Source organism: Pseudomonas sp. MOIL14HWK12:I1 (genome assembly GCF_000510705.1).
Classification (GTDB): domain Bacteria; phylum Pseudomonadota; class Gammaproteobacteria; order Pseudomonadales; family Pseudomonadaceae; genus Chryseomonas; species Chryseomonas oryzihabitans.
In genome coordinates, this window is the sequence record NZ_KI783307.1 from 989,692 (window position 1) to 1,000,937 (window position 11,246).

Annotated in this window: 11 protein-coding genes; 5 read left to right on the top strand and 6 right to left on the bottom strand. The window is 64.9% G+C overall.

Annotated elements, in window-relative coordinates:
- Nucleotides 1-62: 62 nt before the first annotated feature.
- Complete coding sequence (locus PSEK12I1_RS0114590; protein WP_027599719.1) at nucleotides 63-815, bottom strand: DeoR/GlpR family DNA-binding transcription regulator; 753 nt, start codon at nucleotides 813-815, stop codon at nucleotides 63-65.
- 104 nt (nucleotides 816-919) lie between these two features.
- Between PSEK12I1_RS0114590 and PSEK12I1_RS0114595 the strand changes: the two genes are divergently transcribed.
- Nucleotides 920-1,516 carry an NUDIX domain-containing protein gene (locus PSEK12I1_RS0114595; RefSeq protein ID WP_027601998.1) on the top strand — a complete coding sequence of 199 codons (597 nt, stop codon included), beginning with the start codon at nucleotides 920-922 and terminating at the stop codon, nucleotides 1,514-1,516.
- Nucleotides 1,517-1,596: 80 nt separating this feature from the next.
- On the opposite strand, the gene PSEK12I1_RS0114600 is transcribed toward PSEK12I1_RS0114595, so the two are convergent.
- Both PSEK12I1_RS0114600 and PSEK12I1_RS0114605 read right to left on the bottom strand, forming a co-directional pair.
- Entirely contained in the window at nucleotides 1,597-2,157 is a 561-nt protein-coding gene (locus PSEK12I1_RS0114600) for a DUF1993 family protein (RefSeq protein ID WP_027601999.1), read from the bottom strand.
- A gap of 41 nt (nucleotides 2,158-2,198) precedes the next feature.
- Complete coding sequence (locus tag PSEK12I1_RS0114605; protein WP_027602000.1) at nucleotides 2,199-2,831, bottom strand: pyridoxamine 5'-phosphate oxidase family protein; 633 nt, start codon at nucleotides 2,829-2,831, stop codon at nucleotides 2,199-2,201.
- Nucleotides 2,832-3,136: 305 nt separating this feature from the next.
- On the opposite strand from PSEK12I1_RS0114605, the gene PSEK12I1_RS0114610 reads away from it, so the two are divergent.
- Nucleotides 3,137-3,841, top strand: coding sequence for a glutathione S-transferase family protein (locus PSEK12I1_RS0114610; protein ID WP_027602001.1), 705 nt, complete (start codon nucleotides 3,137-3,139; stop codon nucleotides 3,839-3,841).
- A 58-nt stretch (nucleotides 3,842-3,899) separates the two neighbouring features.
- Here PSEK12I1_RS0114610 and PSEK12I1_RS0114615 read toward each other — a convergent pair whose 3' ends face one another.
- A complete protein-coding gene (locus tag PSEK12I1_RS0114615; protein WP_027602002.1) occupies nucleotides 3,900-5,915 on the bottom strand; it encodes a U32 family peptidase in 2,016 nt (671 codons plus the stop codon).
- A 359-nt stretch (nucleotides 5,916-6,274) separates the two neighbouring features.
- Here PSEK12I1_RS0114615 and PSEK12I1_RS0114620 point away from each other — a divergent pair, with 359 nt between their 5' ends.
- Nucleotides 6,275-7,648, top strand: coding sequence for an MFS transporter (locus tag PSEK12I1_RS0114620; protein ID WP_144959075.1), 1,374 nt, complete (start codon nucleotides 6,275-6,277; stop codon nucleotides 7,646-7,648).
- Between the two features lie 81 nt (nucleotides 7,649-7,729).
- On the opposite strand, the gene PSEK12I1_RS0114625 is transcribed toward PSEK12I1_RS0114620, so the two are convergent.
- Complete coding sequence (locus PSEK12I1_RS0114625; RefSeq protein WP_027602003.1) at nucleotides 7,730-8,629, bottom strand: LysR family transcriptional regulator; 900 nt, start codon at nucleotides 8,627-8,629, stop codon at nucleotides 7,730-7,732.
- A 97-nt stretch (nucleotides 8,630-8,726) separates the two neighbouring features.
- Here PSEK12I1_RS0114625 and PSEK12I1_RS0114630 point away from each other — a divergent pair, with 97 nt between their 5' ends.
- The gene (locus PSEK12I1_RS0114630) at nucleotides 8,727-9,347 is read left to right on the top strand and encodes an RraA family protein (RefSeq protein WP_027602004.1); all 621 of its coding nucleotides are present in this window, start codon (nucleotides 8,727-8,729) and stop codon (nucleotides 9,345-9,347) included.
- Between the two features lie 15 nt (nucleotides 9,348-9,362).
- Complete coding sequence (locus PSEK12I1_RS0114635) at nucleotides 9,363-10,232, top strand: NAD(P)-dependent oxidoreductase (RefSeq protein ID WP_027599710.1); 870 nt, start codon at nucleotides 9,363-9,365, stop codon at nucleotides 10,230-10,232.
- A 68-nt stretch (nucleotides 10,233-10,300) separates the two neighbouring features.
- Here the strand turns inward: PSEK12I1_RS0114635 and PSEK12I1_RS0114640 are convergent, their stop codons facing one another.
- Complete coding sequence (locus PSEK12I1_RS0114640) at nucleotides 10,301-11,200, bottom strand: LysR family transcriptional regulator (protein WP_027602005.1); 900 nt, start codon at nucleotides 11,198-11,200, stop codon at nucleotides 10,301-10,303.
- Between the last annotated feature and the right edge of the window lie 46 nt (nucleotides 11,201-11,246).

Here is an 11,246-nt window from a genome sequence, read left to right on the forward strand (position 1 = left end):
ACCGAAACACGCCGTTACGGGTCAGCTTATCAGGCGAAGGGCGTGCCAGGACGGTAGGGGCGTCAGGCGTGGATCACGGAAAGCGCCGAACGCAGCGCCCCGAGCGTCTCGTCGTCAGGCGCCGCGTCCGTTACCAGGGTGCTGACATCGGCCAGCGGGATGATGCCGTAGGGAGAGGCCGCGCCGAGTTTTTCCCGCGTCGCCAGCACAAAGGTCTCCGCCGCCTGGCGGCTGATGATGCGCTTGATCGCGGCTTCCTCGGCATTGCCGGTGGTGGCGCCCGTCTCGGGATGCAGCCCGGTCACGCCCATGAAGTAGCTGTCGACCCGCACCCGGGCGATGGCCTCCGCACAGGCCGCGCCCAGGGTCACGATGGAATGCTTGAACAGGCGGCCACCCATGAGCTCGACCTCGATCAGCGGATGCTCGACCAGCTCCACCGCGATGTTCGGGCTATGGGTTACCACGGTGATCTCAAGCTCCTTGGGCAGGTGGCGGACGAGCTGGACATTGGTCGTGCCGCCATCGATAAAGACGATCTGTCCCGGTTGGATCAGGCGGATGCCCGCCTGGCCGAGCGCCACCTTGCTGGCCGTGGACGTCTCTTCACGCCTGGCGTAGTCCGCGACGGCAGCCGACGCCGGCAAGGCGCCGCCATGCACGCGTTGCAGCACACCTTCCGCCGCCAGTTCCCGCAGATCGCGTCGAATGGTGTCTTCCGACACCCCCAGCTGCTGGCTGAAGGCCTTGGCCACCAGTCGGCCTTCCTGGCGCAGCACCTGCTGGATAAGCGCCTTGCGTTCACGGGTCAGCATCGGAGACTCCTGCACGAAAATTCTTGACGTTGCACGAAACTGCACGAATTCTAGCGCGAAGGCCCAGAGCGGTAAACACCGTTCGCCAACCCAGAGGATCGCCCATGAGCATCGCCCCGCGTATTCGTGTCGAAGAGGTCGAGGTGTTGTCTGACGACTGGTTCGTCCTGAAGAAGACCACCTTCGCCTTCCTGCGCAGTGATGGCACCTGGCAGCGGCAATCGCGAGAGACCTACGATCGCGGCAATGGCGCGACCATCCTGCTCTACGATCCCCGGCGGCGCACCGTGGTGCTGACGCGCCAGCTGCGTTATCCGGCCTTCGTGAACGGGCACGACGACCTGCTGATCGAAGCGCCCGCCGGCCTGCTGGACGCGGCCGAGCCCGAGGTGCGCATCCGTGCCGAGGTCGAGGAGGAGACGGGCTTTCAGGTGCGGGAGGTGCGGCAGGTGTTCGATGCCTTCATGAGCCCCGGCTCGGTGACCGAGCGGCTGCATTTCTTCGTCGGCGAGTACGCCCCGGGCGATCGCAAGTCGGCCGGGGGTGGCAATGTCGCGGAAGGTGAGGACATCGCCGTGCTCGAGGTCGACCTGGACGAGGCGCTGGCGATGATCGATGCCGGGACCATTCGTGACGGCAAGACCATCATGCTGCTGCAGTACGCGGCCCTGAAGCTCATGCCACACCCGGCGGTCAGCTGATCGCCAAGGCTGACGACCAGGGCTCTGGCAGCCCCTCTCGGATCCGGGAGACTCGGCTCCGGGCGCTGACCGCCTGGCAACTAGGAGGACGCGCCGGGCCTCAGGAAGGGCAGTACATGGGCGACGTAGTCGGCCTTGCCCAGCTCCACGCCTTGCGCCCGGAGGATGGCGTAGGCGGTCATCACGTGAAAGTAGAACTGCGGCAGCGCCCAGTCGCGGACGTACTGTTCGGCGGTGAAGTCGAACACCAGGCCCTGGGGCAGTTCGTGAGCGACAGGCGCGCCCTCCTTGATGGGCGATCCTTCGCCGGCGATGGCCTGTACCCGATCTAGGGTTTCGCGGATGCGGGTCTGTGCCTGGGCGAGGGTGCCCGGTTGTTCGGCGGCGTTGCGGCCTTCGTTGAGCAGGTCCGTCAATTCGGGCGGAAAGGCCTGATCGTGCAGTCGCAACATCCCTTCCTGGGCCTGAACGCAGGCGAAGCGGATCTGGGTGGCGAGCGGGAACATGTCGGGCGCCAGGCGGGCGACCAGCAAGGCCTCGGCGGCACCGTCCGGCCGTTGGGTCTCGGCCTTGCCGAGCCAGGCCGACAGGGCGCCGAGCAGATTCGTATAGGTGGGAACGAGGATATCGGTGAAGGTCATGGCGAGTCCTTTATGGGGGCTGGAGGCAGGGCCGGGCAGCCCTAGTAGAGCGTGCTGGCGATACGCTGCGGCAAGGCCTGGTCGTAGGCGTCGCCGTCCACCTGCGTCGGGCAGAGCTGCTTGAGGATGGTGCCGGGAGAGGGCAGCGCGCTGCGCGCCAGGTGCCTGGAGGGATCCCAAAGGCCGGCCCGGATCACCGCGCGGCTGCACTGAAAGTAGACGCTGGTGACCGTGACTTCCAGTACGGTCCGCGGGCGCTGACCCTTGACCTCGAAGCGGGCCAGCAAGGCCGGATCGACCGCTATCCGGGCGGTGCCGTTGATGCGCAGGGTTTCGCCGATACCGGGGATCAGGAACAGCAGCGCCACCCTGGGATCCTGGAGGACATTGCGCAGCGTATCCAGGCGATTGTTGCCCCGACGATCCGGCAGGTAGAGCGTCCTGGCATCCTCGACATGCACGAAGCCCGGCGCATCGCCGCGCGGCGAGGCATCCAGTCCCTGGGGCCCCGAGGAGGCCAGGACCACGAAGGACGCGGCTTCGATGAAGGGCTGGTAAACGGGGTGGATGTGATCGATCTCCTTGAGGATCGAGGGTGCTGCGACCTCGCCGTAGAGGCTTTCCAGCGCCTCCAGCGAGCTGAGGTAGTCCTGCGCGGGGTTGTCCTGCTCCATGTGCGACTCCTGGTTCGAGGTGCTTTGCGCGCCTTCTCGCGCGCTGGTTTTCCGGCGCCTGGCGTTCGCGGCAGCCAAAGGGTTGGCTGAACTGTAGCCGATAGGCGAGGTGGGGGCTCGGTCTGTGAGCAGGTTCCCCCGAGCGTCGCCGGGCTAGCGACCTTCGCCATGGCGGACCAAAGAAAGCGCAAGCGGTCGGGTGCTTATAGCCGTTTGCCGCTGTCCCAGAAGACCTGATCGGTGGCTGTGCGCGACCCGACCGTCACCCGTGAATCCCCATTGGTTAACCAAGAGAAGACATCCTGATGAGCCTTCCGCTACGCCTGTACGAACTGACCGGTGCCGACGACAGCTGCCGCTTCAGCCCCTATTGCTGGCGCATACGGCTGGCGCTGGCGCACAAGGGGCTGCCGGTCGAGACCATTGCCTGGCGCTTTCACGAGAAGGAGGCCATCGCCGCTTCGGGGCAGGGCAAGGTACCGGTGCTGGTGGATGGCGAGCAGTGGGTGAGCGACAGCTGGGCCATCGCCGAGTACCTGGATCGCCAATACCCCGAGCGGCCCTCGCTACTGGGCGATGCTTCGCTCAAGGCCACGACGCGCTTCATCAACCAATGGGTCGCGGACAGTGTCCATCCGGCGTTGGCGCGGGTGATCCTGCCCGACGTCCATGCGGTGCTGGATGAAGCCGACCGAGACTATTTCAAGCGGACCCGCGAAGCGGCGTTTGGCGTCTCGCTGGAGGCCCTGGCTGGACAGCGCGAGGCCTCGTTGCAAGCCTTCCGCGAAGTCCTGAAGCCCCTGCGCAGCACCCTGGCACTGCAGGATTACCTGGCGGGTGAAGCCCCGGCCTATGCCGATCACATCGTCTTCGGCGCCTTTCAGTGGGCGCGGATCGTCAGCACCCAACCCCTGCTGGCCCAGGACGACCCCATTACGGCTTGGTGTGGGCGGATGCTCGACGCCTACAACGGACTGGCGCGGCAGACACCCGCGGCAGCCGAGCGCTAGCGAATCGAGCCGGCGGATCGCTGCTGGCTAGCCAGCAGCGACGTCAGCCCCTCAGGGCTCAGTGACTGTACCCGGTCGGCTTGTTGCGGATGGTCTTGAGCAGGTCTTCCGGGCTGATGCTGGCGAGCGCCTTGGCCGCGGCCTGGCTGCCGGGCAGCGGCAGGTCGAGGATGTGGCCCTTCATCTTGCCCACCACGTGCATCTCGCAGGGCTTGCAGTCGAATTTCAGGGTCAGCACCTCGTCGCCGTGGACCAGTTGCATCGGCGCGACCTTGGTGCGCACGCCGGTGACGCCCTTGGCCTGCTTGGGGCAGAGGTTGAAGGAGAAGCGCAGGCAGTGCTTGGTGATCATCACCGGCACCTCGCCAGGCTCTTCATGGGCCTCGTAGGCCGCGTCGATCAGTTGCACGCCATGGCGATGATAGAAGTCGCGGGCCTTCTGGTTATAGACGTTGTAGAGAAACGACAGGTGCGACTCGGGATACACCGGCGGGGGACAGCTCTCGGCCTTGCGGCTGCCGCGCGGGTGGGCGGCGACTCGGGCAGCGGTCAGCCGCTCGATAGCTTCGCGGCGCAGCGCCTTGAGTTGCGAATTGGGCACGAAGAAGGCCTGGGGTGCATCCAGGCTCACGTCCAGGGCGTGGTATTCGGTGGTGCCCAACTGGGTCAGCAGATCGCGCAGGCCATCCAGCGCCTGCTCCGGCTTGTTGGCCACACCGAAGGGACCGTCCAGGGCAACCGAGACACTGACGCCTTCTTCGCTGGTGACGGTCAGCTCTAGCCGCTGCTCGCGCAGCTCGGCCTGCCAGCGCACGCCGATGCGGCGCTCGGCGCTGGTCTTGAGCAGGGCCTGCTGCCAGTTGTGGTCCAGGTTCCGCGACAGCGGATGATTCGGGCGCAGGCGGAACAGCCCCTCGGGCATCTCGTTGGGTTCGACGCGATAGCGATAGCGCTTCTGGCCGTCTTCCTCGAATTCGCCCTTGAGCTCGGCGACGTTGGCGCGAAAGCCCACCACCTCGCGCTTGACCAGCACATTGAGGCCGTCGCCGTTGGACAGCGGCTCCTCGGTGACGGCAATGAAGTCGCGCTTGCCGACCTTTTCTACCTGACCCACCGGCAGACCGGTAAAGGTCGGCGAGTCGAAGGCGCCGATGTCCACCTTGCGGTCGGTGACGAAATAGTCGGTGCTGCCGCGGTGGAAGGTCTTGTCCGGATCGGGCACGAAAAAGTGCGCCGTCCGACCGCTGGAGGCGCGCGCCAGGTCGGTGCGGTCTTCGAGGATCTCGTCGAGCAGCTGGCGGTAGTAGGCGGTGATGTTCTTCACATAGCCCATGTCCTTGTAGCGCCCCTCGATCTTGAAGGAGCGCACGCCGGCCTCGACCAGGGCGCGCAGGTTGGCGCTCTGGTTGTTGTCCTTCATCGACAGCAGGTGCTTCTCGAAGGCCACTACCCGACCCTGGTCATCCTTCAGGGTGTAGGGCAAGCGGCAGGCCTGGGAGCAGTCGCCGCGGTTGGCGCTGCGACCGGTCTGGGCGTGGGAGATGTTGCACTGGCCGGAGAAGGCCACGCACAGGGCGCCATGGATGAAGAATTCGATGGCCGCGTCGGTCTCGGCGGCGATGGCCGAGATCTCCTGCAGATTCAGTTCCCGCGCCAGCACCAGCTGGGAGAAGCCGGCCTGGTCGAGAAACTTGGCCCGCGCCAGGGTGCGGATGTCGGTCTGGGTGCTGGCATGCAACTCGATCGGCGGGATGTCCAGTTCCAGCACGCCCATGTCCTGCACGATCAGCGCATCCACGCCGGCGTCGTACAGCTGGTGGATCAGCTTACGCGCCGGCTCCAGCTCGTCGTCATGCAGGATGGTGTTGATCGTGGTGAACACCCGCGCATGGTAGCGGCGGGCGAATTTCACCAGCTCGGCGATCTCGCTGACCTCGTTGCAGGCATTGTGCCGCGCACCAAAGCTCGGCCCGCCGATGTAGATGGCATCGGCCCCATGCAGGATGGCCTCCCGGGCGATACCGACATCGCGGGCAGGGCTGAGCAATTCCAGATGGTGCTTGGGCAGGGACATGGCGTTTCTTCTCGATCAGGCGTGGCACGGCAAGGCGCGCATTGTAGCGGGCGAGGGGGAGGAGGGCACGCCTGGGGTGCTGGGTGGTTGGGCCAGTCCATCAACCGGGGGGAGGATTCACAGACCCGCCGGCTGACCGACAGTCATCCGTGTTTCCGACCCTTATTCCTGCCCGGGGAGTGCAGTGATCGCGACCCGCAAGCCGGCTGCCAAGGGCTCAAGCATCGCTATCCCGCCGACTGGGGGCGCTGCTCATTCCTAAGAGGAATGAATGCCTGTGCCTCTTTATCGCTTTTTTCCATTAATGGGCCGTCGTAAAACCTCCGTCACCTTTAATAAACATAAAAATCGGAGGACTCATGACCGAATCCCTGGCTTCAAAGCCGGCACCGGCAGTGGCGGAACGGGCAGCGCTACAGACGCGGTCCAGGACCCGCTATCGCTGGGTGGTACTGGCGGTCATCGTGGTCGTGTACATGCTCGCTGCAGCCGATCGGGCCAATATCGGGATCGCCTTGCCCTATATCCAGAAGGAGTTCGGCGCAACCAATGCCGAGGTGGGTCTGCTGGTCAGTGCCTTCTTCCTGTTCTACTCGCTCGGTCAGATACCGGCGGGCTTTCTGCTGAGTAAGGTCAGCGTGCGCGTGGTCGCCCCCGCGGCGATTGGCCTGACATCGCTCGTGACGCTGCTGATCGGCACCTCCCACAGCATCGGTATGCTCAAGATCTATCGCTCGGCGCTGGGCGTCGCAGAAGCCGCCTTGCCCCTGTCGATGTTGAGCACCATCAACCGCTGGTTTCCGCCGCGGGAAAAGGGCACGGCTACCGGCGCCTTCCTGTCCGCCGCCAAGATGGGCGCGGTGATAGCACCGCCATTGGGGGCAGCGCTGATTCTGCTCGATGGCTGGCGCACCATGTTCATCGCCTTCGCCCTGCCAGGCGTGCTGCTCGCCTTGCTGTGGTGGTGGCTCGTCCCCAATGATCCGAGAGCCTGCAAGCAGGTCAGTGACGCCGAAGCCGAACACATCGAAGACCAGACGACCGCGCACAGCGAGTCGGTCCGTAAGCACCGGGATTTCGGCAGGCTCGACCGCGCGCTGCGCTATGAGCGCACCCCCCTCCTGGATACGTCCCGCTCCGTGTTCAGGTCTTGGAACATCTGGGGCTGTGGGCTGGGCTACCTGCTGATGACCGGAGTGGTGAACGTGCTCCTGGCCTGGCTCCCCAAGTACCTGGGCGAGGTAAAGCACTTCGAACTGATGCAGGTCGGCTTCGTGGCGTCCTTGCCCTTTGTTGGCGGGGTGCTCGGCAATATCGTCGGCGGCTGGCTGTCGGATCGAATCCTGGACCGCCGTCGCAAACCGACCATGATGATCAGCGCGGTAGCGACCTGTGTGATGATGGTCGCTCTGGTTTACGCACCCAATGGGCTGCTCGCGGTCAGTCTGTTGCTGTTCGGTACCGGCTTTCTGCTCAACATCGGCTACTCGTCGTTCTCGGTCTATTCGATGGGACTGACCACCAGAACGACCTATCCGGTGGCTGCATCCGTGGTCAACAGCGCGGGCCAGGCGGGGGGCGCCATGGCGCCGCTGATCACCGGCTTCCTGCTGGATAGCTACAGCTGGACGGCGGTGTTCATCTTCCTCGGCGTCTGCTCCTTGGCTGCGCTGGCCTTCGTGCTGACCATTTCCGAACCGGCTACCGCGCCGGTCGAGGCCTCTGCTGACTAGGGGGCGGAACCTTGGTTCACGATCACGGCCGTCTGCTGCGCTGTCGCTCTGGTAGCCGCAGGACGGTCTGGCGATAGCGGGCTAACGCTGCAACTGTTTCGTGAAGTCGCAGAGTTGCGTCGCCAGCGTGGCGATCTCGGCGACGAAGGTCGAGGGCCGATCATTGCGGTACATCGCCATGTAGGGAACCGGTGGCAGCTCGGGATCGGTCTCGACGATGACGAGTTTGCCTTCGTCCACCAGCGGGCGGAAACATTCGCGTGGCAGGTAGGTGACGCCCAGGCCCGCCGAGGCCAGACCGAGCATGGCGGTGAGGCTGTCGGAGGAGAGGATCCTGGGCAGCTCTATTCCGCGTGCATGCAGCCAGCGATTTACGAACAGGCCAGATCCTGACTTTTTGCCCTGCATCAGCATGGGATACTTGGCCAGCTCGGCCAGGCCCACCACGCCTGAACTCCGGACCAGTCCCGGCGCGGCCATCCAGGCATTCTCCACGGTCGCGAGGGGTACGCTGGTGACCTCGGGCGCCGTGAAGGTGTCCGGTATCACGATGAGGTCGACCAGATCGTCCATCAGCCGCTCGTGCAGATTGCGACTCATGTCGACTTCCGGCTCCACGGTAAGCCCGGGGAAGTCGGCAACCAGGCGCGTGACCAGGCGCGGTAGCCAGGTCCAGGCGGTAAGTTCGGTAACGCCTAGTCGCAGACGGCGGGTGGTGACGTGCTTGCCGTCCTTGAGCGAGGTGATGCGCTCGTTCAGATCGAGCATCTCGCGCGCAATGACCAGCAGCTCCTCGCCCTCGGCGGTGAAGCGGGCACCCCGCTGCGAGCGATCGAACAGCTGCAGGCCGGTGGAGGACTCCAGCTCCTGCACCCGTTTCGAGATGGCTGACTGGGTGGTGTTGAGATGCTCGGCGGCCCTTTCGAAGGTACCCAGACGTTCGATCCAGTGCAGCGCCAGCAACTGGCGTAGTGTGACCACGGGCATTCCTCCAGGGCATGAATGGCCATACCTTAATATCGCTTTTTCTATTTGGCCACGGGCCTATCCTCGACGTTATCCAACAAGAGGAGCCCTTATGAACGTCAACGCTTCCAGTCCGACCTCGCTGGTCGAAGCCTTTGCCCGCACCTCCACCTCGATCATCAGCGACTGTCTCGACCGGCTTCCAGGCGCTCCGCTGCGGCCCTTCCACCGGATCGAAGGCACCATGGCCGGCCTTGCGCTCACCGTCAAAGTACCCGCCGGCGACAACCGGGCGATCCACCAGGCGCTGGAGCTCCTCGTCCCTGGCCAGGTGCTGGTGGTCGATGGCGGTGGCGACCTGAGTCGCGCCCTGATGGGCGACATCATGGCGGCTATCGCGGAAAAGCGCGGTGCCGCGGGCGTCGTTGTCGATGGGGCGATTCGCGACCTGGCGACGATCAGCAAGGGCAGCTTCCCCATCTTCGCTCGCGGGGGCTATCACCGTGGCCCCTACAAGAACGGTCCGGGGGAGATCAACGTGCCGGTGAGCATTGGCGACATGATCGTTTCACCAGGAGACCTCGTCGTGGGTGACCATGATGGCATCGTCGCCTTTCCCCTGGTCCAGGCGGCGGAGCTGCTCGACCGTTGCCTGGCGACCGAGCGCAAGGAAGCGGAAATGCTCGCGCAGATTGCCGCGGGAACCTACCGGGGCGCCTACGCGGCCCACTGATTACGGAACAAGCAAATGAAACTAGCGATTATCGGCGCAGGCGAAGTGGGCCTTACCTACGCGCACCCCTGGGCGGCAGCAGGCCACGAGATCCTCTTGTGTGACCTCAAGCCTTCACCCAGAGCCCAGGCCTTCGCGAAAGAGCATGACGTGGCTCTCGTCACCTCGATGGAGGATGGGGTAGCCGATTGCGATGTCGTCGTCTCCTGCGTATTCGGCACTGTCTCGCTGCCAGTCGCCGAGCAGGCGCTCGCCCTTATGCGGACGGGTGCGCTGTTCATCGACATGACCACCGCGGATCCGGAGCAGATCAGACGAGCCGCGGCCATTGCGGCCGAGCGCTCCATTCCCTATGTGGACGTGGCCATCCTGGGGGCCATCGCCTTGACGCACGCGAAAACCAATCTGCTGGCCGCCGGTATCGGCCTGGAGCGTGCGGTCGTCCTCTTTGCCGAAGCCGGCGCACCGCTCAAGCCCGTCGAGGGCGGCGCCGCGGGCGATGCAGCCGCCCTGAAGATCTTGCGCAGCGTGTTCACCAAGGGACTGGAAGCCTTGACCATCGAGTGCTTCATGGCGGCCGAGAAGCAGGGTGTCACGGAAAAGCTTCATGACGCCCTGAGCGATATCGACCAGGCCTCATTAAGAGACTTTCTCGGCGCCCTCATCAGGACGCATGTCGTGCATGCCCCGCGCCGTCTCAAGGAAGTGGAAGAGGCCGAACGCCAACTGCGGGCCGCCGAGCTGCCGGTGGCGGTGCTGCCTGGGGTGAGGGAGGTATTCGCTCGGACATCCGCGCAGCTGGCACACGCGCCTATCGACACGGCATCGCCGAGTCTTGGCCAGGCCTTCGATTGGCTGTTCAAGGCCAATGGCGTGGTGAGGTAGCGGGGCACTCCATGTGACGCCGAGCGAATGTCACCGCTCGGCGATCTCGTTAACCGGGATCAAAATGCCTATGGCGCTAAGGCGGTATCCGGCACCGCCGGCTGCCCCAGCAACTCCTCCAGAATGCTCAGCCTGAACTGCCGCTGCAGGGTCACCGCATAGAAGCGCTCGGCGATCTCGGGGACTTCGGCGTAGAGCTGCAGCGCGCCGCTGCGCAGTTCGTCCTGGACCACCACGGCGGGCAGCAGGGCCATGTCGCCGGAGTCGCGGGCGAGCAGGCGCAGCAAGGCCATGTCGTCGACCTCGGCGCAGATGCGGGGCGTCAGCCCCTGGCCGCTGCAATAGACGTCGAACTGGCTGCGCACGTCGCTGCTGCGACCGGGCACGATCAGGCGGGCCTGTTGCAGGTCGCGGTGGAGATCGAAGGGGCGACTGTCCTGGCGCGGCGGGCCGATCAGGCACACCGGCTGGCGATGCAGCAGGCGGCATTGCCAGGTGCGCTGGCTGTCGGCGCTCACCGCCTGGTTGGTCAGCACCACGTCCAGCTTGTGCAGCGCCAGGCGCTCCAGCAGTTCGTCCACGCTGCCGGATTCGAGGGTCAGCACCAGGTCTTCACGACCGAGGAAGGGGCGCAGCAGGTTTTCCTGGAAGTTGCGCGAAAGGGTCGCCACGGAGCCGATGCGCAGCGTCTGGTTGGCTTCCTGGGTGTTCTGCAGGGTGTCCTGCAACTCGCTGCCCAGGGCGAAGATGGTCTCGGCGTAGTCCAGCACCAGCTGCCCGGCTTCGGTCAGCCGCAGGCTGCGTCCGGAGCGGATGAAGAGGGGGTGGCCGAGCTGATCCTCCAGCACGCGGATCTGGGTGGAGAGGGCGGACTGGGAGACATGTAGCGCCTCGGCGGCGCGGGTGAGATTGCCTTCCTTGGCCACGGCCCAGAAGTAGTGCAGGTGATGAAAATTGAGCCGGCGCATGCTTCGTTCTTCAAAAGTGAACGTTAGGTTCTGATCAATCTATTTT

Bases quoted from the DNA above. Each gene is read 5' to 3' on its own strand.
- PSEK12I1_RS0114590 (WP_027599719.1), bottom strand. From the start codon at position 815: ATGCTGACCCGTGAACGCAAGGCGCTTATCCAGCAGGTGCTGCGCCAG.
- PSEK12I1_RS0114595 (WP_027601998.1), top strand. From the start codon at position 920: ATGAGCATCGCCCCGCGTATTCGTGTCGAAGAGGTCGAGGTGTTGTCT.
- PSEK12I1_RS0114600 (WP_027601999.1), bottom strand. From the start codon at position 2,157: ATGACCTTCACCGATATCCTCGTTCCCACCTATACGAATCTGCTCGGC.
- PSEK12I1_RS0114605 (WP_027602000.1), bottom strand. From the start codon at position 2,831: ATGGAGCAGGACAACCCCGCGCAGGACTACCTCAGCTCGCTGGAGGCG.
- PSEK12I1_RS0114610 (WP_027602001.1), top strand. From the start codon at position 3,137: ATGAGCCTTCCGCTACGCCTGTACGAACTGACCGGTGCCGACGACAGC.
- PSEK12I1_RS0114615 (WP_027602002.1), bottom strand. From the start codon at position 5,915: ATGTCCCTGCCCAAGCACCATCTGGAATTGCTCAGCCCTGCCCGCGAT.
- PSEK12I1_RS0114620 (WP_144959075.1), top strand. From the start codon at position 6,275: ATGACCGAATCCCTGGCTTCAAAGCCGGCACCGGCAGTGGCGGAACGG.
- PSEK12I1_RS0114630 (WP_027602004.1), top strand. From the start codon at position 8,727: ATGAACGTCAACGCTTCCAGTCCGACCTCGCTGGTCGAAGCCTTTGCC.
- PSEK12I1_RS0114635 (WP_027599710.1), top strand. From the start codon at position 9,363: ATGAAACTAGCGATTATCGGCGCAGGCGAAGTGGGCCTTACCTACGCG.
- PSEK12I1_RS0114640 (WP_027602005.1), bottom strand. From the start codon at position 11,200: ATGCGCCGGCTCAATTTTCATCACCTGCACTACTTCTGGGCCGTGGCC.